General features: G+C 40.0%; 19 protein-coding genes and 1 pseudogene. 7 read left to right on the top strand and 13 right to left on the bottom strand.

The features are described 5' to 3' along the window. Nucleotides 1-22: 22 nt before the first annotated feature. Together ybgC and ACP69Y_RS00670 are read right to left on the bottom strand one after the other, a co-directional pair. Nucleotides 23-433 carry a tol-pal system-associated acyl-CoA thioesterase gene (gene ybgC / locus ACP69Y_RS00675; protein ID WP_425915256.1) on the bottom strand — a complete coding sequence of 137 codons (411 nt, stop codon included), beginning with the start codon at nucleotides 431-433 and terminating at the stop codon, nucleotides 23-25. A gap of 245 nt (nucleotides 434-678) precedes the next feature. Continuing rightward, nucleotides 679-2,028: an amidohydrolase gene (locus ACP69Y_RS00670; protein WP_425916034.1), complete on the bottom strand. Its 1,350-nt coding sequence runs from the start codon at nucleotides 2,026-2,028 to the stop codon at nucleotides 679-681. 311 nt (nucleotides 2,029-2,339) lie between these two features. Here ACP69Y_RS00670 and ACP69Y_RS00665 point away from each other — a divergent pair, with 311 nt between their 5' ends. Next, nucleotides 2,340-2,921 carry a hypothetical protein gene (locus ACP69Y_RS00665; protein WP_425915254.1) on the top strand — a complete coding sequence of 194 codons (582 nt, stop codon included), beginning with the start codon at nucleotides 2,340-2,342 and terminating at the stop codon, nucleotides 2,919-2,921. Nucleotides 2,922-3,272: 351 nt separating this feature from the next. Further along, complete coding sequence (locus ACP69Y_RS00660) at nucleotides 3,273-3,950, top strand: hypothetical protein (protein ID WP_425915252.1); 678 nt, start codon at nucleotides 3,273-3,275, stop codon at nucleotides 3,948-3,950. Nucleotides 3,951-3,964: 14 nt separating this feature from the next. On the opposite strand, the gene ruvB is transcribed toward ACP69Y_RS00660, so the two are convergent. From ruvB to ACP69Y_RS00635, 5 genes are all read right to left on the bottom strand, one after another. Further along, on the bottom strand, nucleotides 3,965-4,972 hold the full coding sequence (gene ruvB / locus ACP69Y_RS00655) for a Holliday junction branch migration DNA helicase RuvB (protein ID WP_425915250.1): 1,008 nt from the start codon (nucleotides 4,970-4,972) through the stop codon (nucleotides 3,965-3,967). Between the two features lie 257 nt (nucleotides 4,973-5,229). After that, the gene (gene ruvA / locus ACP69Y_RS00650; RefSeq protein WP_425915248.1) at nucleotides 5,230-5,832 is read right to left on the bottom strand and encodes a Holliday junction branch migration protein RuvA; all 603 of its coding nucleotides are present in this window, start codon (nucleotides 5,830-5,832) and stop codon (nucleotides 5,230-5,232) included. 133 nt (nucleotides 5,833-5,965) lie between these two features. Next, a complete protein-coding gene (locus ACP69Y_RS00645; protein WP_425915246.1) occupies nucleotides 5,966-7,306 on the bottom strand; it encodes a deoxyguanosinetriphosphate triphosphohydrolase in 1,341 nt (446 codons plus the stop codon). Nucleotides 7,307-7,474: 168 nt separating this feature from the next. Further along, nucleotides 7,475-7,606, bottom strand: coding sequence for a putative transporter small subunit (locus ACP69Y_RS00640; protein WP_425915244.1), 132 nt, complete (start codon nucleotides 7,604-7,606; stop codon nucleotides 7,475-7,477). A gap of 10 nt (nucleotides 7,607-7,616) precedes the next feature. Further along, the gene (locus ACP69Y_RS00635) at nucleotides 7,617-9,254 is read right to left on the bottom strand and encodes a sodium:solute symporter family transporter (RefSeq protein ID WP_425915242.1); all 1,638 of its coding nucleotides are present in this window, start codon (nucleotides 9,252-9,254) and stop codon (nucleotides 7,617-7,619) included. Between the two features lie 723 nt (nucleotides 9,255-9,977). Between ACP69Y_RS00635 and purL the strand changes: the two genes are divergently transcribed. Continuing rightward, nucleotides 9,978-13,808, top strand: a complete 3,831-nt coding sequence (gene purL, locus ACP69Y_RS00630) for a phosphoribosylformylglycinamidine synthase (protein ID WP_425915240.1) — start codon at nucleotides 9,978-9,980, stop codon at nucleotides 13,806-13,808. A gap of 222 nt (nucleotides 13,809-14,030) precedes the next feature. After that, nucleotides 14,031-14,162 carry a KGW motif small protein gene (locus ACP69Y_RS00625; RefSeq protein ID WP_425915238.1) on the top strand — a complete coding sequence of 44 codons (132 nt, stop codon included), beginning with the start codon at nucleotides 14,031-14,033 and terminating at the stop codon, nucleotides 14,160-14,162. Nucleotides 14,163-14,688: 526 nt separating this feature from the next. Here the strand turns inward: ACP69Y_RS00625 and ACP69Y_RS00620 are convergent. From ACP69Y_RS00620 to ACP69Y_RS00610, 3 genes and pseudogenes are all read right to left on the bottom strand, one after another. Next, a pseudogene (locus ACP69Y_RS00620) lies at nucleotides 14,689-16,257 on the bottom strand (acyl-CoA dehydrogenase); the annotation flags it as partial. A gap of 208 nt (nucleotides 16,258-16,465) precedes the next feature. Further along, the gene (locus tag ACP69Y_RS00615) at nucleotides 16,466-17,233 is read right to left on the bottom strand and encodes a nitroreductase family protein (RefSeq protein WP_425915236.1); all 768 of its coding nucleotides are present in this window, start codon (nucleotides 17,231-17,233) and stop codon (nucleotides 16,466-16,468) included. 107 nt (nucleotides 17,234-17,340) lie between these two features. Next, nucleotides 17,341-18,141, bottom strand: a complete 801-nt coding sequence (locus ACP69Y_RS00610; protein WP_425915234.1) for an enoyl-CoA hydratase-related protein — start codon at nucleotides 18,139-18,141, stop codon at nucleotides 17,341-17,343. A gap of 104 nt (nucleotides 18,142-18,245) precedes the next feature. Here ACP69Y_RS00610 and ACP69Y_RS00605 point away from each other — a divergent pair, with 104 nt between their 5' ends. The 3 genes from ACP69Y_RS00605 (at nucleotide 18,246) to ACP69Y_RS00595 (ending at nucleotide 20,418) form a co-directional block, all read left to right on the top strand. Next, complete coding sequence (locus ACP69Y_RS00605; protein WP_425915232.1) at nucleotides 18,246-18,821, top strand: nicotinate-nicotinamide nucleotide adenylyltransferase; 576 nt, start codon at nucleotides 18,246-18,248, stop codon at nucleotides 18,819-18,821. A 51-nt stretch (nucleotides 18,822-18,872) separates the two neighbouring features. After that, complete coding sequence (locus ACP69Y_RS00600; protein WP_425915230.1) at nucleotides 18,873-19,442, top strand: YceI family protein; 570 nt, start codon at nucleotides 18,873-18,875, stop codon at nucleotides 19,440-19,442. A 412-nt stretch (nucleotides 19,443-19,854) separates the two neighbouring features. Beyond that, a complete protein-coding gene (locus ACP69Y_RS00595; RefSeq protein WP_425915228.1) occupies nucleotides 19,855-20,418 on the top strand; it encodes a YceI family protein in 564 nt (187 codons plus the stop codon). 200 nt (nucleotides 20,419-20,618) lie between these two features. On the opposite strand, the gene ACP69Y_RS00590 is transcribed toward ACP69Y_RS00595, so the two are convergent. From ACP69Y_RS00590 to queC, 3 genes are all read right to left on the bottom strand, one after another. Then, a complete protein-coding gene (locus tag ACP69Y_RS00590) occupies nucleotides 20,619-21,077 on the bottom strand; it encodes a peroxiredoxin (RefSeq protein ID WP_425915227.1) in 459 nt (152 codons plus the stop codon). 153 nt (nucleotides 21,078-21,230) lie between these two features. Continuing rightward, the gene (locus ACP69Y_RS00585) at nucleotides 21,231-21,644 is read right to left on the bottom strand and encodes a hypothetical protein (protein WP_131214851.1); all 414 of its coding nucleotides are present in this window, start codon (nucleotides 21,642-21,644) and stop codon (nucleotides 21,231-21,233) included. Nucleotides 21,645-21,658: 14 nt separating this feature from the next. After that, nucleotides 21,659-22,330 carry a 7-cyano-7-deazaguanine synthase QueC gene (queC, locus tag ACP69Y_RS00580; RefSeq protein ID WP_425915224.1) on the bottom strand — a complete coding sequence of 224 codons (672 nt, stop codon included), beginning with the start codon at nucleotides 22,328-22,330 and terminating at the stop codon, nucleotides 21,659-21,661. Between the last annotated feature and the right edge of the window lie 3 nt (nucleotides 22,331-22,333).

Genomic DNA, 22,333 nt, shown 5'->3' with positions numbered 1-22,333 from the left:
TTACAATGTGCCAATAAATTTTTTAGTCTTGTCCTAACTCTTTTAGAATTAGATTACGGATTTCCTCAGGAAGCCGTGTTGGACGCATGCCGTCTACACTAATACATGCCAATTCGACTTCTCCAGATGCAAGCATGATTTCACCACGATAAATATTTTGTTGCAATACAAAAGATGTTGCTTTACATGAAACAACACTCGCTGTAACCGTAATCAGATCATCCATAAGAATGGGACGTGAATATTTCACATTTATTTTATGTACCACAAAGTGATAATCTTTTTGATGCCAGTAATGCTCAACGCCTGCCGCACGTAACCATTCGGTGCGGGTGCGTTCCATAAAACGAATATGGTTTGCATGATAGACAATGCCACCTGCGTCAGTGTCTTCAATATATACACGAATGTTAAATTCGAATTTATTCGCCATGATTGGGTCCCATTTTTCAATTCAGTTTTATGGTTTTAGCTGCACTTTTAGCAAATTAAAAAAAACTGTGGAAATGACGGTTTTTGCGCTAAGAGTCAAGCTATGTAACGCATTGCAGTTTATCATCATGAGAGTTGAGTCCAATGGCACAAGGTTTCAAATGAAATCTATTCTGTATCAGTCAGCAAAACCTTTAGCTATAAAAAAAGTGAGCAAAGGATGCTCACTTTTTGAAAAAATGTACTTTATTTTTTTGCAGCTTGCATCTTTTTCCAGTCTGCCTGTACCTGTTCGGCAACTTTTGGATAATCCAGGATGAAGCGCACATGGCTTTCTACTCCGGTTTTTAAAGTCGCATTATCGACTATAAATAACGGGTTATGGTTAGGTGCGGCTTTCGCCATGTCTTGATCGGCAGGGGTTGCGCCGACAAAGACAAACAAAGACGGCATCAGCTGACCATAATAGGCAAAATCTTCACTGGCACTGGCATTGTTGTCCAGTACATGCAGTTTATCTTCGCCGTTCACTTGAGCAAGTGTGGGTTGCATCAGCTTGGTTAAGGTTTTGTCATTGGTGGTCACAGGCGCGTATGGGGCAATTTCTACTTTTGCAGTGACATCATTGGCTGCGGCATTATGTTCGACCATTTTCGGTAAGTCTTTTAAAATGCCCTGGCGAACATTTTCACTGTTGGAACGAATAGTGCCGACCATATTCACCTGATCGGGGATGACATTACCTGTTGTACCGCCGTGAATACTGCCAATACTGACTACGCCCATGCCTTGGGTTAAATCTGCATTACGACTGATTAAACTTTGCATGTTGTTGATGATTTGTGAAGAAGCATAAATTGGATCACGACCGAGCCAAGGCATAGAGCCATGTACTTGTTTCCCATTGACTTGAATGCGCAAGTGATCGGCACTATTCAAAATCGCGCCATCTTTATACAGGATATTGCCACTTGGCATACCTGCCATCACGTGCATACCGAAAATCACTTCCGGTTTTGGATTATTCAACGCACCATCGGCAATCATTTTACGTGAACCAATTAAATGACCTTGGGTAAAGTTATCAATATCGGCACCGCCTTCTTCAGCCGGCTGGAATACAAATACCACCGTGCCTGCAATTTTATCTTTATTCGCGGCTAAGGCTTTAGCGGCACCCAGTAACATTGCGGTATGGGCATCATGACCACAGCCGTGCATCACATGAGTTTCTGCCCCTTGATAAATGGCTTTGGTTTTACTGGCGTAAGGAAGTCCAGTTTTTTCTTCAATCGGCAGAGCATCCATATCCGCACGTAATGCCATGACAGGCCCTGGTTTAGCACCTTTAAGTACACCAATTACACCTGTTTTGGCATAACCTTTACGCACTTCAATTCCATAAGATTTCAACTCTTTTTGTACTAGCTCAGACGTTTTGAATTCCATATTTCCAAGTTCAGGGTGTTGATGAATATGTTGTCGAAGTTTAATGGTATGGGCTTCTACATTTTTAACGGAATCATCAATCCAGTCTGCGAAGCTCAGCTGGCTGCAAAGGATAAGTGGAAGACAAAGGGAGATCTGCTTGTACATGTTCATATCTTGGGAGAATCCTTAAGAGTTTGAAATGAGTAAAGTGATTCTCTAGAATTGCATAGTGCTTTAAATTTAACCAAAACTCTGTAGGTATCTTAAATATACTTTTAAGGTATAGTGTGCTTTAGTGATTGGAATATAAAGTTTTTATTTATATTTTTACTTTGTAAATTTATGTATTTTAATCTGAAGTTAGCTTCTATAAATTGTAGTTATAATAGTTGATTTTCGGATCCGTTACCCAGAGATTTAATTTGATTCAATTTATTATTAAGTTATTACAATATAGTTAAACATTAGAGATTTAAATGAGTCATTTTTTGAAATATATAATTATTTTCGCCTTGGGGTTTGCACTGTGGAATTATTGGCTGAAACCAGATAAAGGCATTTCCGATGCTGCTGATTATCAAACCATAGAGGGAGTACAGCAGTTCAATGGTTATAGCATGACGAATTTGCAGCCCTATATGGGAGAGTTTCGGGTTTTATCGAGAGAAAATTATAACTTTGGACGTGAATCTGAGATTAGCCCAGTTGATTTTGCTCTGGGATGGGGCAGCATGACCAACCCTGCTGTTTATAAGCAGTTGTCTATCCGTCAGAGCAATCGCTGGTATTACTGGCGTTATGAAAATGCTCCGCCCATTCCAGTACGTGAAATTGAAACGCAAAGTGCCAATACTCATTTAATTCCGGCAACCAAAGCAATCGCCAAACAACTGGCTCAAATTGATCAAGACAATTTGATTTATTTAAAAGGGCACTTGATAGAAGTGAAGTCTCCGGATGGATGGACGTGGCGGAGTTCTTTAAGTCGTGAAGATACAGGCGATGGTGCATGTGAGTTGATGCTGGTTGAAGAGGTGAGGGTGATTTCTAAGTCTTAGGTCTTTTATTTGTTGAATTAAGCAAGAATATGATTTTGTAGAGAGGATAAGCTAATTGAACTTGGTTCTAAGCATTCCTTCAAATGTTGGATATGATTAATTTTCTATGTGGTTCGGTTTATTTACTTTTTACGGGACAAAAGTAACAAAACCCCTCTGTTGGATTGAGGGTATATCCTGAGCAAGCTTTAAGCATTGCTTTAAAGCGTAGCGCAAGTCAATCCAACTAGCGACATCCATGTCGCCTGTCATGTGATTTTCTAAAGTGATGATTTTCAAAAATAAAGATATAAATTTATGATTTAGAGTAAAATGTTATTTGATGATATTTTGATTTTTAAAGGATAAGAATTGGCGGACCACCTAGAAAATTCAGATTTAATCATTCAGCTTCCGTGGACTGTACTACAACAAGAAAACACGCAGGCAGTAGTTTTAGAGCAGCCGAATGATCAGAAATTATTTTTAGATATTCAACATTCTACAGATTGGGTTGTTGCAACCTCAATTTTTGTATCGGGGATGATCAGTTTTATTGGATTTTTAATTACGATTTATGTGGTACGAAAATCTACATATCAAAATATTGAAATAAATAAAGACTTAATAGATGAACAAAATAAATTGAAGATAACTGGACTCGAAATTATTTATCAAAACCAAGAACTAGACAAATTGAAGGTTTTAAATGAAACAGTTTCCCAGTCAGGAATTATTTTAATAAGTAGCCTTAATTTTTTTGAGGAAGTTAGAAAAAGAGATATTAACTCAATATTACCTATGTATAATTATATGAATTTTCAAAGAGCTATATCTACTATTATTGCTTATATTCGTCCTGGAGTGGAAATGGATGAAGACCTGAGAATTCAAATTTTTAATTTAATTTCTATATCCCAACTCATTATGCTGGACTCTGAATTAAGAAAAACAATTATTCCTCATTTAAGTGAATTGGAAGAGAAATTTGGTTATTTTCAAGCTAGTTTAAATTTTTACATTCTCCAGAAATATAAAAAAGCAGCCTAAGCTGCTTTTAGAAATCATTTATCCTTCGGCTCAGGCGGTGTCATCCCAAACTGCAAATAGGCCATATTAGTGGCAATACGCCCACGAGCAGTACGCATCGCATAACCTTGCTGAATCAAATACGGTTCAATCACATCTTCCAAAGTACCTGAATCTTCTGCCATTGCTGCGGCCAAAGCTTCTACACCGGCAGGACCGCCATCAAAACGCTCTAACAACATACTTAAATAACGACGGTCTAAAGTGTCCAAACCATCTTTATCGACTTTCAACATATCCAGTGCGCGTTGCGCCATATCCTGATTAACTTCACCGGTGCCTTTGACTTGTGCATAGTCACGTACACGACGCAGTAAACGGTTAGCAATACGCGGCGTACCACGCGCACGACGGGCAATTTCTTTTGCGCCATCACCGGTCATTCGAACTTCCATTAACAATGCTGAACGCGACACAATATGGGTCAAATCTTCAACCGAATAAAATTCTAAACGCTGCACAATACCAAAACGGTCACGTAGTGGAGAGGTAAGTAAGCCTGCACGTGTCGTTGCTGCAACTAAAGTAAATGGTGGTAAATCCAGTTTAATCGAACGTGCACCCGGTCCTTCACCAATCATGATATCAAGTTGGTAATCTTCCATGGCTGGATACAGAATTTCTTCAATCACTGGAGAAAGTCGATGAATTTCGTCAATAAAGAGAACATCACCTTCTTCAAGATTAGTCAGCATAGCTGCCAAATCGCCAGCACGTTCCAGTACAGGACCAGAAGTAGATTTTAAATTACCTCCCATTTCCCGCGCGATAATATTGGCAAGCGTAGTTTTACCCAAACCCGGTGGACCAAAAATGAGGGTATGGTCGAGTGCTTCACCACGACCACGAGCTGCGCCAATAAAAATCTCCATTTGCTCACGTACCACTGGCTGACCAATATAGTCATCCAGTGAAGTGGGGCGAATGGCACGATCAAAATGATCTTCGGGTTTTTCAGAACCACTGATGAGACGGTCTTGCATATTAAGTCAGTTCTATTTTCGTGAATTCGATTGTCGCGTTATGGTCATAAATACCACGTTTAGTTGCACGGCCGCGAATGATGAAAGATATTCACTGCTTTCGCGTAGGCGATGCCTTACTTTTGACAGGGCAAAAGTAACAAAACCCTTTTGTTAAACAGAGGATACGTCCTGTATCCCTGTTTAACTGGCGACATCCATGTCGCCTATACGTATCAAAATCTGTTTTTAGATTTATTAGAAAAATATATCTAATTCTAACGATTCATCGACTTTAATGCTGCACGGATAATATCACCCGCTTCGGTATAATCACCTTTCACCGCATTAATCAGTTTTTGTGCTTCAGCAGGTTTATAGCCTAAAGACTGTAAAGCCGCTTCCGCTTCTGCCACAGCCGAATTACCGGTAAACTGAATTTGTGCTGCTGTTGAGTTGGTCGGCACATTGCCTGAGGACATGGCTTTAAAACGGTCACGAAGTTCGATCATCAAACGTTCAGCAGTTTTTTTCCCAACACCCGGAACTTTAATCAGCGTATTCAGGTCTTCATTTTCAACGGTATGAATCAATAAATTGATACTTAAAGTCGATAAAATACCAAGTGCCATTTTTGGGCCAACGCCGTTTACTTTAAGTAAGGTACGGAAAATAGTTTTCTCTTGCGCATCTAAAAAGCCGTAAAGCAATTGTGCATCTTCACGAACCGTTAAATGTGTCCATAAAGTCACTTTTTGCCCTTTGTGTAATTGGCAAAATGTAGAAAGCGGGGTATCCACTTCATAGCCCACGCCATTTACATTTAAAAGTACTGTCGGTGCTTCTAAAGCAAACACTTCACCAATGAGACATCCAATCATTTTAATTTGTCACTTATCTGTCATGGGTTGCATAGTAGTGAGCATTTGCAGGAAAGGCAAAATGCTCACGCATAATTTATTAAAAATAATTTGTTAAAATTTGCAGAAATATACCCTGCATATCTTTAAAAACTTAGATTAAACCGGCTTTGTTGCCTTGTAACTCTTGCGACAGGTTATAAGCCTGATGGTCGGAAAATTTAGATATAATGTCCAACACCTGCATAATATTCTCATAATGATTACTTTCAAAATTCACACCGGCACGTTGCAGCATGGACATCAATCGCTGTTCCTTAAAACTTAAAGTTTTATGCGGCGTGGTCAGAGGAATAAAGGCATCCAAAATATTTTGCAGACTTTGATGCGCAATAATTTCCAGACCGGCTTTTTGCGGATGTTCAAAAATTTTGTCACGCGCCAAATTCTTGGCTCGGTCAATGCCACGTTCAATATCTTCAGCGCAATACTGCAATAAGCTGCCCTTGAGTTGTCCCGACAAAATTTCATAGTGATGTTTGGCAAATGCCGTGGTGACTTCATCCACCAGTCGTTTCATGACTCGCCCACGTAAAGCGGCAATTTTTTGCTGCCATGTGGTGGTGGGCATGGACAGCTCGGCAGGCTTGCCATAGTCTGCAATTAAGTCGAGGAAAATCGGTTCCACTTCTTCATAAGACAGCATGTTTAAAATAATGCCATCTTCCAGATCAATCAGGGCATAACAAATATCATCTGCAGCTTCTAATAAATAAGTCAGTGGATGACGGCAATAGTGATTTTCCCCCAGCTGAATTAAACCAAGCTGTTCTGCAATTTGCTTTAGAATTTCTTTTTCAGACTGATAACAACCAAACTTTGCCCGCTGACTGGCAGGGCGGTCACCTTGTGAGGCAATGGTTTTAGACAGCCATGGGTACTTTAAGTAAGCGCCTAATGTTGCGTAAGTCAGGCGCATGCCACCATCATTCGGGTGATAGTCAATTTTAGTCAATAAACGTAAACCTTGGGCATTACCTTCAAATTGGCGTACATCGGCTTGTTCTTCGGGCGTGAGTTTTGCTAAAAAGTTACCATGTGAAGCATCATCAAACCATTCGCGAATGGCATATTCACCGGCATGTCCAAAAGGTGGATTGCCAATATCATGTGCCAGACAGGCTGCCTGAATAATGGCACCGACATCGGCAGGGGAAATCCAGACGGGCAGTTGGTTTTTAATTTTTTCAGCTGCGAGCATGCCGAGAGAGCGACCAATACAGGACACTTCTAAAGAATGGGTTAAACGGGTATGAATGCCATCATGTTGGGTCAGCGGGTGAACCTGAGTTTTACGGTTTAATTGTCGAAAACTTTGCGAAAAAATAATACGGTCATAATCTTTATGGAAGGGGCTACGTGCCTGTTCTGTACTCTGCTTTTTACTACCAATGCGAACTGTCGAAAGCAGTTCTAACCAACGCATTTGTTCCATTTATCATTATTCAGTGACGACCCGAATTCATCATGCCAAAAAAAACTCCAACAGACTAGAGTAGTGCGACATGAATTGTCGGGAAAATATTTTTGAGTGAAAGTACTTATTCTAGAGTTGTAGAAAAAAAACAGATCAATAGATCTGTTTTTTAAGTGAGTCCAATAATTATACCAAATCTTCACCATTCGCTTTTGCTTCTTGTGTATCGCGATAGACCGCTGTGCACAAGGTAAAAAGAATACAAGTTGCAACGAGTGGCCAAAATAAAACATACAAGGTTAGAAATTGGGTACTCATATAAAACTCCTTATTTGTTTTTGTTAGGTAATTGATGAAATTCAATCACCATCTGATTGATTGTTTTAAAATCAAAATGATCTTTTCGATTTAACAACGTGATGAAAGTGCACACCAGAGCGCTCGTGCCATAAGCGGTGAGAGAGCTTAATAAAGTGGTGTAGTCACGTAAAAATCCGATGGTCCAAGGCAATAAAGCGAGAGTGGCCAAAATACCCACCCATAAACCGACTTTTTTGCCAAAAAAACCGAAGCTCATCAGACCGAAAACTACGCCAGCGCCTAAAGTTGCAATAAACTCAAAAGCATAAGCAGTTAGACCCTGAATCGTAATCCAGTCAAAGCGCACAATCAGGAAACTGATAAATGCCAGCACTACTGCCCAGTTAAAGGCACGTGCTGTGACTTTACTCCAATACAGACTGACAATGACGGGGAAAACAATCGCTCCCCATAATGCACCGACAAAAATTAACATTGATAAAATATCGAATTTTAAGGTCGCAATCAGGATGCCGAGCATGGTGGCTACAATCATGGTCATACGGCCAATAAACAGCATTTTCTTAGGATCAGGGCGGTTTTTAGCAATTTGTTTGCCATAAATATCGGTCATGACCAAGGCCGCAAGAGCAGATAAATCAGAATCTGCTGTGGACGACAGTGCACCAATCACCATAATAAACAGCAATACCACCATAAAAGGTGAAAGATAGGTTGCGGCCATTTGTGGAATCAGGTTATTTAAATTGCCATCAATCGGTTGTACCCCAGCAAACAAGGCCAATAATCCAAGCATTCCTAATCCAATGACAATCGCTGCGTAACCAATCGTTGCAGTAATGAAACTCGGTTTGATCAAATCTTCGCGAACGGCAAATAAACGCTGAGCAATAGTTTGGTTACCAATAGCATAGGCCAGAACGGCAACAAAAAAAGGCGCACCTTGTTCTAGAAAAGCAGCTTTAGAAAAGAAATTCAGTTGATCGGCGCTTAAGTTGTGTACTCCAGTTTGGAATAAAGTCGGCCCACCTAAAGTATAAAAAATGACAGGAATAATAATCACAGCAGCTACAATCATCGCCACCAACTGACCAAAATCTGTAAACACAGAAGAGCGGAAACCTGACCAGAGTGTGTAGGATAAAACCCCAATACCCGTAATGAGAACACCGTGAATAAAGCTTAAAGGTGAAAGAATTTCAACCAGTGCGCCCGCCGCAGTAAAGTTCACCATCAAACTAATAATGCTACCCACAATATTTGAACCCGCTAAAATGAGCTGGCTTTGAGTGCCATGACGGGCATGCATAATTTCGGCTAGCGTATGGGCATTCGGTGCAAGTTCCCTAAAACGCTTACCAAAAGGATAAATAAATAGAATCATCAGCGCACCCCAAAAACCATAGTGCAGTGCGCCTGAAACGCCGTATTTATAGCCCGAGGAAGCTGCTGCATAGAATGAAGCAGCCCATATCCAGGTGGCGGTCATGCTTGCGGCTGACATACCAAATCCGATGGAACCATTCGATACCATGTAACCATCGACATTTTCATTTTTTCGTTTAATCCGTAACGAAAGTAAAAAAGTTATGCCGTAAAAAAGCACCATCAATAGTACAGTGGTTGTACTAGTGAATTGAAACATAATGACTCCTTAAGCGCGTCACAGTCTTGTTTAAACAAGCTAAGAACTGAGTGACAGATTAAGGCTCTAATTCAGGAAGAGCAGAAATATTGAGATAGATATAAGTATGTAAGTCTATGAATATAATATTGATATATTCCTGCTTACAATAAAGATGAACATCTGCAAGTTGTTCTGATGACAAGAACAACTGTATGTATCGGGAAGGCGAGTGTAACATAAGTTCATCAAATTAACTGATGAACTCCATCATTGTAAAAATTTTTTACTTATATAGATGATTTGCATGATTTAGCTTTCCTTGTTAAAGACTTCTGCAACCTCAAATTTTTAATAAAATACATAAGCTTATTTGTTATTTCCTGCTCGAATAATAGAATTTTTTTCATAAATAATTAAAATGTAACATTTTTTTAAATTATGCTTGATATACGTCATCTAGATGTAAGTTTAAAGTGTTAATGACATGCTTCAACAGGTTAAAGCATAAGAATATTAAGGATTTGAAATCATTTAGAAATAGCACAAGTAGGAATTATTCAAAGATATATGGCATTTTTTGACTGATAATTAAGGTGTTTTTGTCAGAAATTGTCCGGCATACCTCACACTTTCATGAATTTCTATCTAGCTGATTTGGTCAATACGCAGTAGAATATGCGCTCTCTCTAAGTCACATTGGCGGTATGGTTCAAAAGACCTGCCCGTGGAGCCAAAATCAGCATGTTTATCGTGGCCGGTGCACCAGCACACTCTTCTTTTAAGAAAACTCAACTCTTAAACCGTTTAGCGTCAATGAGTTCTGTTCAATCAATTGAAAGTCAATGGATTTATCTGTTTGATCAAGCGCTCAACGAGCAGCAGCATCAATCTGCATTACAACTATTAAATGACGGTGCGTCTTTTGAAGTTCGCCAAGCGGCAAGTGATGAAATTCAAGTTCTTGTAACACCGCGTTTAGGGACTATCTCTCCATGGTCGTCTAAAGCGACTGATATTTTTGCTAATTGTAATACTCCTATACACCGCCTTGAACGCGGTGTTTTGTTTACTTTAAAGGGTATTTCTGAAATATCGAATGAAGTGAAACTGGCATTGCATGACCGCATGACTGAAAGCGTTTTTAATCAAATTGATGATGCAGTTGCTTTATTTAACGAGACTGAACCAAAACCTTTAAACTCAATTGATATTTTAGGTCAAGGTAAAGAAGCACTGGTCAAAGCCAACTCTGAATTTGGTTTTGCATTGTCCGATGAAGAAATTGATTACTTAACTGAAGCCTTTATCAAGATGGGTCGTAACCCGCACGACATCGAGCTGATGATGTTTGCTCAAGCAAACTCTGAGCATTGCCGTCATAAAATTTTTGGTTCAGAATGGACCATTGATGGTGAAAAACAACCACTGTCATTGTTCCAAATGATTAAAAATACCTATAAAGAATCTCCTGCCGATGTATTGTCAGCCTATAAAGATAACGCTTCTGTAATTGTGGGTTATGACACACAACGTTTCTATCCAAAACCGGATGAAAACGGTCACCACGTTTATAAATACAAGAGCCAAGCGGCTCACATCCTCATGAAAGTGGAAACCCACAACCATCCAACAGCGATTGCGCCATTTGCCGGTGCTGCGACAGGTTCGGGCGGTGAAATTCGTGACGAAGGCGCGACAGGTCGTGGTGGTAAACCAAAAGCGGGTTTAACCGGTTTTACCGTGTCTAACTTGAATATTCCTGGTTTTGAACAACCTTGGGAAGAAAACTACGGCAAACCATCGCGTATGGCGTCTCCACTCCAGATCATGATTGATGGTCCTTTAGGTGGTGCTGCGTTTAATAACGAATTTGGTCGTCCTGCATTAAATGGTTACTTCCGTACTTTCGAACAAAATGTAAATGGCGATGTAAAAGGTTTCCACAAGCCAATTATGATTGCCGGTGGTTACGGTAACATCCGTCCTGACCATGTAGAAAAAGATCCAATTCAACCGGGCGACTTATTGATCGTTCTCGGTGGTCCTGCAATGCTGATCGGCTTAGGCGGTGGTGCAGCATCTTCTGTAGATAGCGGTAAATTCGGTGAAAACCTGGACTTCGCTTCTGTACAACGTGAAAACCCAGAAATGGAACGCCGTTGCCAAGAAGTGATTGATACGTGCTGGCGCTTTGAAGATAACAACCCAATTGTATCTGTACATGACGTCGGTGCGGGCGGTGTATCGAATGCAATGCCTGAACTTGTCAATGATCATGAACTTGGTGCGGTATTGAATCTCCGTAAGATTCCTTCATTAGAACCAGGCATGTCTCCAATGGAAATCTGGTCGAATGAAGCGCAAGAACGTTATGTATTGGCCATTCGTCCATCTTCATTAGAATTGTTTGAATCAATCTGTGCGCGTGAACGTTGCTCGTTTGCAGTGTTGGGTGAAGCGACTGAAGCACGTCATTTAACAGTTGAAGATCCATTGTTTGATAACAAAGCTGTGGATATGCCAATGCAAGTGATGCTGGGTGGTACACCTCGCATGAGCCGTTCATACGAGACCATCGAACGTAAAGGCGATAACTTCACTGCTGCAAATATTGATTTAAAAGATGCGATTTACCGTGTTCTTAAGAACCCAACAGTTGCATCTAAATCGTTCTTGATCACCATTGGTGACCGTTCGATTACCGGTATGGTTGCACGTGACCAAATGGTGGGTCGTTGGCAAGTTCCTGTAGCGGATGCTGCAGTGACAACCACAAGCCTGGTAGGTTACACAGGCGAAGCAATGGCGATGGGTGAACGTCCTCCTGTTGCATTGTTAAATCCTGCTGCTTCTGCACGTTTGGCTGTGGCTGAATCGATTTCAAACATCATGTGTGCCAACATCGAACAGATCAGTGACATTAAATTGTCTGCGAACTGGATGGCAGCTGCAGGTCAAAAAGGTGAAGATCAAGCGCTATTTGAAGGTGTTAAAGCCATCGGTATGGAAATGTGTCCAGCCTTGGGTATCGCAATTCCAGTGGGTAAAGACTCATTGTCTATGCGTACCACCTGGAACGATGAAGGCGCAGACAAATCTGTAACCTCTCCAATGACAGGTGTGATTACTGCATTTGCACCCGTTGGTGATGTGCGTAAAACATTAACACCTGAATTGAAAAATGAAGATTCAGTATTGGTGCGCATTGACTTGTCTAAAGGTCAGTTCCGTTTAGGTGGTTCGATCCTTGCTCAGGTTTATAAAGCCATTGGTTCCGTGACCCCTGACGTAGACAGCTTCGATGACTTCAAAGCATTCTTCGCTTTGGTTCAAGACTGGAACAACCGCGGCTTAGTGAAGGCTTACCATGACATCGGTGATGGTGGTTTGTTAGCTACTGTTGCAGAGATGATGTTCGCGTCACGTTTGGGTGTAGCGCTTGAAGATCAATCGACTGAAGCTTTATTTGCGGAAGAAATTGGTGCGGTACTTCAAATCGCGACAAGCGATTGGGAAGCGTTACAAGCTGAAGTTGCTGAATCGGTATTAAAAGATGCAATTAGCGTTGTTGGTCGTGTAAACAATACCGATCAATTGTCTATCAATGGTTTGGTACTTGAACGTAGCGACTTGCAAGTGGCTTGGACTGAAGTGTCTCACCAAATCCAGCGCTTACGTGACAACGTCGAAACTGCGGATTCTGAGTTTGCTTTAATTACAGACAAGAACCACAAAGGCATCATTGCACAGCCGACATTTGACTTGAATGAACCTGTTGAAGCGCCGTTTATTCATTCACGTCGTCCAAATATGGTGATCTTGCGTGAACAAGGCGTAAACGGTCATATTGAAATGGCTGCAGCATTCGACAAAGTTGGTTTCAATACTGTTGATGTTCACATGAGTGATTTGATTGCGGGTCGTATTGATCTTGATGACTTTGAAGGTTTAGTGACTTGTGGCGGTTTCTCTTACGGTGACGTCATGGGCGCAGGGGGGGGGTGGGCTAAATCGGTTCTATTCAACCCTAAACTTCGTGATCAATTTGAAAAATTCTTTAACCGTGATGAAACTTTCTCATTGGGTATCTGTAATGGTTGTCAAATGTTATCTCAATTGGCTCCACTGATTCCGGGTGCTGATGCTTGGCCACGTTTCCATCGCAATACTTCTGAAATGTTTGAAGCGCGTGCTGTGAACGTACGTGTTGAAAAGTCTAACTCGATTTTGTTAGACGGTATGGAAGGTTCGATTTTGCCAATCGCAGTTGCACATGGTGAAGGTCGTGTCGTTGCAAGTAGTGACAAAATTGCTGCGCTAAATGCAGGTAATCAAGTTAGCTTGCGTTATGTAGACAGCTTCGGTAATCCTACACAGCAATATCCATTGAACCCGAATGGTTCACCGGAAGCGATTACGGGTGTGACCTCGCAAGATGGTCGTGCAACGATTATGATGCCGCACCCTGAACGTAATTTCCGTGCAGTTCAGCATTCTTGGAAACCTGAAGAATGGACTGAAGATGGTGCATGGTTACGCATGTTCCGCAATGCACGTAAGTTCATTGGTTAATCTTCCCTAAGATGCTGAAAAAGCCACCTTCGGGTGGCTTTTTTATTTTGTACATATTTTTAATTTATTTTTTATTTCTCCCGCTGGACTTGGTTTGGATTTTGCTTTTATATTGGAGTGAAAGGTAATTAGTGTGTTTTATGCACAATTTTGATGCAATATAGAAGAAAGATGGTTCACTACATATAAGTTCAGGATTGAATCTCTAAGTGAGGTGACACAATGCTAAAAACTGTGACATATACAAATGTTGATAAAGCGACTTTACGTAAGAAAGGCTGGATGTTTTTTATGGCAGTTGTTGGGCTACAAATGTTGTTCTTGATCAGTAACTATTTACTCCAAAGCTCTTAATTTTTAGATTGAAAAAGCCACCGTGAGGTGGTTTTTCTTATAACGGGATTTACTTTTGACAGGGAAAACGTAACAAAACCCTTTTATTTGGCAGAAGATACATTCTTGTATCTTTGCCAAATGTGCGACATCCATGTCGCTAGTCATTTGATTTAATCTTTGAAAATTTTTTCGTAAAAATAATAAAAACTATTTGTCCTTTTAAATCGAGCAATTTGAGTAGATCCAAGATAAAGAGGAGAGGATACTTCCTTTAAAAAATCAAAACTTACGAATTGCATATTTGGATTTTCAATATCAAACTCGAAGTTTGGGGTATCTTGATTGGTTTTTATTGCGTAAAGGTCATCTATTAGATGAGGAAGATGGCTGTTTACCCTAGTCACTATCTAAGTAAATTTATCAAAATTTTGCTTTGAAATTTATAGGCTTTTAAACAGTACCGCGGTTCGACCTATCATTCGTGCCTATTTTTATAGTAATTATGAAAAAACGGCTTCTCAGCCGTTTTTTATTTCCGAAATTCTTAAGGTGCTAACGGTTCTTGCTGCTTGGGATCAGGCATAGGCGCGGATTCCTCCTCATCATTATAAGGATTCTCCAGTTCCAAAGCTTGATCAAGTTCAGAATCAAAAACATCGGTCAGCATGCTATCGTAACGTTTTGCATTATAGGTCAGTAGACTGGATGCTTCCTGTTGAGTGATAAAACCTGTTTCTACCGCATTTGCAAGACGTTCATCAAAGGTTAAACCTATAAATTGACCTTTAGATTCCGCTTTCTTGAACTTGTCCCACAGCGGTTCTAACTCAAGCAGCATGTTAAAGGTCGACTCCATGCGACCCGTGACATCATCTTCGACTGTGTTATAGAACACATGCTTTTTCAGTGCATTTCGGAAAGCATTATCCTGCATAATGATATTGCCAGCCTGTTGTTTCAAAGCATCGCTTGGTTTTTTAACAGGGCGACCTAGCGGGAAACAGATAAACTTGACTAGGCCAGCCGCAATGCCGACAGGGAAGTTATCAAACAGACCATAAAAGGCTTCTTGAGCATTAAACAGGGATTTTTCCAGTGCCAGTTTTGCATGAACCTGTTCAGCCTCAGTTTTTTTACCATGTTCATAATATTTAAGAATGGCGGTACTAATAAACAGGTTGGCATGAATATCTGCCAAACGTCCGGAAAGCATTTCTTTGCGTTTAATGTCACCTGCAAGTAGACCCAAACACATGTCGGCAGTCAGTGAAAAGTTGGCACTTAAACGATTAATAATTTTGTAATAGGGACGGGTAAATTCATCGGCACTTTTGGGTGCATCGGACGATCCACCAATATATCCATAAGCAAACGAACGCGCGGTACGGTTAAAGGTATAGCCTAAGTGTTTAAATAGCATCTCGTTAAAGGTATTCAGGGCTGTGTTTTTATCTTCCGCTTGAAGCAGTTGTAATTCCTCAAATAAATAAGGATGACAACGCATAGAACCCTGACCAAAAATCATTAAGGAACGACTTAAAATATTGGCGCCTTCAACGGTAATGGAGACGGGAATAGCCTGATAGTACAAGGCTAGGAAATTACGTGGCCCCATTTGCACGGCACGACCGCCAACCACATCCATCCCGTGATTCACCACGCGGCGCATGGTTTCAGTGGCATAGTATTTTGCCATTGCCGTCATCACAGCAGGTTTGCCGCCTTGGTTTAAACCACAGGTGACCAAATAACGGAAAGCTTCCAACATGTAAGTATCACTGGCAATATCACTAGTGGCTTCTTGCACACCTTCAAATTTACCCACTGAAATTTTGAATTGCTGGCGGATTTTGGCAAAAGCACCCACAGATAGATAAGTCATTTCACTGACCGCAGTCGATAAGGCAGGCAAGGAAATACCCCGACCCACTGCCAGACATTCCATCAGCATTCGCCAACCTTTACCAATATTTTTTGAACCGCCAATAATCCAGTCCAAGGGGATAAAGACATCTTTACCATCCACCGTTCCATTCATAAACGGAGATCCGGGATTATGCCGCGCTCCGACTTTTACGCCGTGATGTTTGGCAGGAATCAGGGCACAGGTAAGGATATTAAATATTAAGTTGCCACAGAAGAATATTCTGATACGCGAAAGGGTGACATGGACGTCACCCGTTAGACAGAGATTCAGGGATAAGCCTTCTGTCTAGCAAAGGGTTTTGGTTACTTTGAGCCTTCAAAGTAATATCTATGCCTACGCAAATTTAAAGTGAGTTATGGCAAGCGTATCAGGCTGTGCCAATTCTAAATTAAAATCAAATCTTCTGAATAAATAAATCACGGTCAAAACGGTATTGCGGGAAGAACACACCATCAACAGCGCGTTCACCTGCAGCAATGACCATTACAGGATATTGCTGATCATTCAGATTTAAAATTTTATTGACCATCGGTTCATCAAAACCTTCCATCATGCAACTGTCAAAACCATAAGCTCTTAAAGCCAAAACCAGATTTTCACAAGCCAAAGCTGTGGTTTTGCTTGCCCAAAGTTTTGCATCTGCCGGGTTAAAAGCAGTCACTGGCAATTGCTTATCCAGTGTACGTGCAACTTTGAAAGCAACTTTCTTAAAGTTACCCAAGGCATTGAAATAACCCGTTTTATAATTATACGGAATAAACTTGTAATATTTCTGCACAGCAGCAGGCGCTTCAGGAAATGGAAACTCAGAAATGTTCATTTTCGCCATTTCATCAATACGGTCGGTACGTGCCACACAAACAATCAGTTCTGAAGCTGTTTTTGCCGCCAATTGACTTAAACAGGCCTTCACCAGCTGTTTCTTTTTGGCAGGGTTTTGCACCACATAAAAGGTCCACGGCTGCAGATTTGATGAGTTTGGTGCAAGCAAGGCAAGGTCTAAACAATCATCCAGTACTTCGGCAGGAATGGTTTTTTTAGTAAATTTACGTACAGAACGACGGCTCTGCACAACTTTCTTAAAGTTTTCAACATCAATATCTGTTGGGGCTGGCTCAAAATAACGTTTCTTTTCAGTTTGGTTTTCGTTTGAATCAGTCATTTTTATTTACTCAAATTTTAAAGCTTGAAATTTAGATCTATTAAAAAACATAAAACCACTGAACAATGTCACCATGCAGTGGTTGTGTATTTAAAGATGGAAAACAATTAATTAAATTGTGCAAAATCCGGTTTACGCTTTTGCATAAATGCAGCCACCGCTTCAGCCATTTCTGGTGAAGAGACACGCTTCATAAAGATTTCAGCTTCATCATCCACACAGTCTAAAATTTCTTGCAGATTATGTTTCATTAAAACTTTGGTTTGCTTAATCGAAGCCAATGGCAGTGCAGCTAAAGTCTGCGCCTGTTTCAATGCAGTCGCATACACATCTTCTTCGATGCTATTCACTAAACCTGCACTCAGTGCTTTTTCACTGTTAAATTTTTGTGCCGTAAATAGCAACTCTGCTGCTTTGTGGTAACCCGCCTGTTGAATAAGTAACTTGCTCGAAGCCCCTTCAGGAGAAAGACCCAAGCTTACAAATGGAATCTGGAATAGGGCAGTGTTATCACTATAGACAAGGTCGGCATGAAGTAAAAGTGTGACCCCAATACCAATGGCGACACCACGAACCGCTGCAATCAATGGCTTGGAAAATTTCGCAGCAGATTTTAATACTACAAATGGAGGTGCATCACCAGCTTTCCCGGCAAGTGGAGTCTGAATAAACTGCATGAAGTCCTGCATGTCATTACCCGCGCTGAAATCTGCATCCGCACCGCGTAAAATCACCACACGCACATCTTTCTCTTGATCAGCTTCATCTAAAGCTTTGGCAATCCAGAGATACAATTCGCCATATAATGCATTTTTTGCTTTTGGTCGATTAATGGCTAAAGTTAGTACGCCATTTTCTAAATTCGCATCCAAATGTTCATGAGGTTGTTGAATACAGCTCAGTGTCATCGTACTATCCTTGCTTTAAAACTTAATTTAATTTTATGGCGTTTATTATGTCGCATATTTATTTGTGCGACACAACTCACGAGTCATAAAAAATTTGATCTGTTATGAACTATACATTTGATTATCTTGTTTTCATTGGTCGCTTTCAGCCTTTTCATCTGGCACATATGCAAACGATTAAAATTGCCTTGGAACAAAGTCAGTATGTGATTTTGGCACTCGGATCTGCACAGAATGAACGTAATATTAAAAATCCGTTTAGTGCTTCTGAACGTGAACAGATGATTTTGTCCAACTTTTCAGCAGCAGACCAAAAGCGAATTAAGTTTGTTTATGTGGCTGATGTGTATGACGATGAAAAGTGGCAAAAACTGGTTAAAACCCTGGTAGCTGAAGTGGTTCAACCGAACGACAAAGTCGGTTTAATTGGTCATTTTAAGGATGAATCCTCATACTATCTACAACTTTTCCCCGAGTGGGAGATGGTAGAACTTGCCAGCTTGGTTGGGGCAATTTCAGCGACCCCGTTGCGTGAAGCCTATTATCGTGGCGAAATTATTGAATCTGCTTTTCCATGGGGAACCAGCGAGTTTTTACAGAAATTTCAGAACACGTCTACTTACCAACAATTGCAGCACAAATACCTCACACAAGATAAAACCAATCTGGAACAATCTTAAGTAAGCTTTTAAGTCGGGGCAAGAAATTGCAACGATCTAGGAGTGGATAAGATGAATATCCAGACCACAATCAAAAGTCTCTTAATTGCTGGGACATTAAGTTTAAATATCGTAGCTCAAACAAATGCACAGCAATGGAGGCTGACATCACAAACTTATGTCGGTTTTGACATCCGCTCGATGGGTTTTTCTATCGTGAAAGGAAAATTTGAGCAGGTTCAATCCAGTATGAGCTTTGATCCCCAAGTCCTAGAAAATGCCTCGGCACAGTTTGTATTGGACATAAATAGCCTAAGTTTTAGCAAGCCTTCACTGAGAAACATGATTTTGGGTGAGGATTTGTTTTATGCAGAAAAATATCCAACAGCGACTTTTAATAGTCATGAATTTATAGCCTTAGGCAACAATCATTACAGTATAAAAGGCGATTTAACCTTGCGCGGTATTACCCAGCCTGTAACTCTAAATACGGTTTTAAAACCAAATACAGCCGATCCACAGCTTTTGGATGTCGAATCTAAAGCCGTAGTGAACCGCAGTGATTTTGGAATGAAAAAAGCATTTGGTGGGATAGGGGAAAAAGTGAATATTGAAGTAAATGGGCAATGGCAAATAAGATAATTCATGCATTTAAACAACCGGTTTAAAGTCTTTTTTAATTCCTGGTATTTTACGTTTTTGCGTAATCGTTTTATTGTTAGAGTGATATAGATTACTATACTTTCAAGCTAATGACAGGTTTTAAACTTCTTAGTCAGCTTAAAATGAAAGGTGGCGTTTTAGAGTTAAAGTTTTTAAAAATAAAAAGTTTCTACAGTACTCTTAGATTAACAATACTATATTGAGCCAATTCTTATAGAGAAATAATGTCGAGTATTTTTTCCATTAGTCATTAATGATTTTACAAAAACCCCAATAAACTGATATAAAAATAACTAAAATACAAATTCGAAAATTTAAAACAAATTTAATCTAAGGATGGACCACATGTCTAAATCCGATCAATAAGCAATCAGAAAAGGTGGATTTAAATTTGAAAACAACAATAAAAAATGGACTTGTTATCGTAGCAATGGGTTCAGCTTTGATCAGTCAGTCCTTTGCACAATCCTGGGTTTTAACACCTCAAAGTAATGTTGGTTTCGAGATCAAGTCGATGGGGCTTACGGTGGTCAAAGCTAAATTTAATCAAGTTCAATCGAGCATGGAGTTTGATGCTAAAGCACCGCAAAATGCTTCGACACATCTGATTATGGATGTCGATAGTTTGAGCTTTAATAAACCCTTGCTGAAACAGATGATTTTGGGCGAAGACCTTTTTTATGCAGCAAAATATAAAACTGTAAGATTTAAGAGTATCCAATTTAAAGAATTGGGAAATGGTAAATATAATGTTTTAGGACATTTAACCTTGCGTGGTGTGACCAAGCCAGTGACTTTTGTAACGACGTTTAAACCTAATCTCTCTAATGTCAACTTACTCGATGTTCAAGCATCTGCAGTGATTAACCGTAGTGATTTTGGTATGAGAAAAGGTATTGGAGGCGTAGGGGAAAAAGTAAATCTTCAGCTTTCGGGTCAATGTGAAGTGAACTAAAATTGCATTTTCTGGTGTTTAAAAAGATCTTTTTATAGGTCTTTTTTTAATTTATCTGCTGTGGTGCACGCTTGTTATTATCTGCATTTAAAAACCTGAGCAAAAGGTAAATTAAGATTTTTGGTTATAAAAGACCGCAAAAAAAGAAGTGAGATAAAAGCCCAAAGCTTTGGGCTTTTATAAATTCAGTAATAAGGCTATTAAGCTGCTTGTAGGGCTTTTAAGTCTTCTAATACTTGTTCTGCATGACCTGCAGCTTTAACTTTACGGTATTCTTTGACTAATTTGCCATTATGGAAAATAAAGGTTGAGCGTTCAATACCCATCACTTGTTTGCCATACATGTTTTTTTCTTTAATCACGTCAAAGTGCTTACACAGTACTTCTTCTTTGTCGCTAATGAGATTGATGCTCAGATTCTGCTTTTCGGTAAAGTTCTGATGCGCTTTAACAGAGTCGCGTGAAATACCCAGAATAGTCGTGTTTAATGCATCAAATTGATCTTTTAGACATGAAAAACCTATCGCTTGCGTGGTACAGCCCGGGGTTGAATCCTTCGGATAAAAATACACAATTAGCCATTCATTCAGAATTTCAGTCAGATTAATTTCACCCGTGGTCGTAGGGAAGCTTTGATTGAGTAGGCTAATATCAGACATGTCTTGATCCTTATTAAGTCGAATTTGTCATATTGATCTTGAATTTATGCTGCCATGATAGCGAATTTATGCATACTTATGCTGAAGTCCGCGATGTAAATTTTCAATAATAAAAAGCCTGCAATTGCAGGCTTTTATTGAATCTAAATGAAGTTACTTTTTAGGTTGTTGAGCAGATTTCATTGCTTCTTCAGTTAAGCTTTTAAGCTTGCCTGTAAGTTGTGGACCAAAACAAGCTTGAAGATCTTTATTTTGTTTTTGAACAAAAGCTAAAGTTGCAGGGCTTTTCTTTTGGTTCACGGTACTTTGAATTTCCCATTTTTGAGCATTGGTCAATTTACCGTCCGCTTCAACCGCACAAGTACAGTATTTACTTACTTCTGCAGCTGATAATTTTTTGCTTTTGCCTGTTTCATCTTTACAAACATTAATTAAAGCAGATTTTACATTAGTGCTTTTATAAGCTTCTTGGAGCTTGTTTGTTTCTGCAGCATTTGAAGCAGTTGCCATGAATGCTACAGCAGAAACTAATGTAGAAAGAATAATGTTTGATTTCAAATTTTTCATGTATTGTTACCCTGTTATGACGGTATATAACGTGTTGAATCTGCGATACCTGCATCAGCAAAACCTTGTTTGCGTAAACGGCAACTATCGCATTTGCCACAAGCACGTCCTTGGTCGTCTGCTTGGTAGCAAGACACCGTTTGACTGTAGTCTACGCCATGTTCTATACCTAAGCGAATAATATTTGCTTTGGATAAATGTAACAGAGGTGTTTCAAATTTTAGAGGTTTGCCTTCCACACCAACCTTGGTTGCAAGACGGGCCATGCGTTCAAAAGCATCAATAAATTCAGGTCGACAGTCAGGATATCCTGAATAATCAACGGCATTGATACCAATTACAATCGCTTCTGCACCAAACACTTCTGCGGCAGCGAGCGCATAAGACAGAAATATTGTGTTACGTGCTGGAACATAAGTTACAGGAATACCTTCTTGTTCATGATCTGGAACATCAATGCTATGGTCTGTTAACGCAGAGCCACCGAGGTTACCTAAATCAATATTAATGACACGATGTTCTACTCCCGCACGCTGTGTTAATGCTCTAGCAGCATCAAGTTCAGTGGTAGAACGTTGACCATACATAAAACTGATGGCAATACATTCATAACGTGCTTGCGCCCAAGCCAAACAAGTTGTTGAGTCCAAGCCGCCAGATAACAAAACTATGGCACGAGAGCGCATATC

This window comes from Acinetobacter sp. TSRC1-2, from assembly GCF_049895885.1.
GTDB lineage: Bacteria > Pseudomonadota > Gammaproteobacteria > Pseudomonadales > Moraxellaceae > Acinetobacter.
The sequence above is the reverse complement of the archived record's forward strand: the minus strand, read 5'-3'. Positions and strand labels throughout refer to the sequence as shown.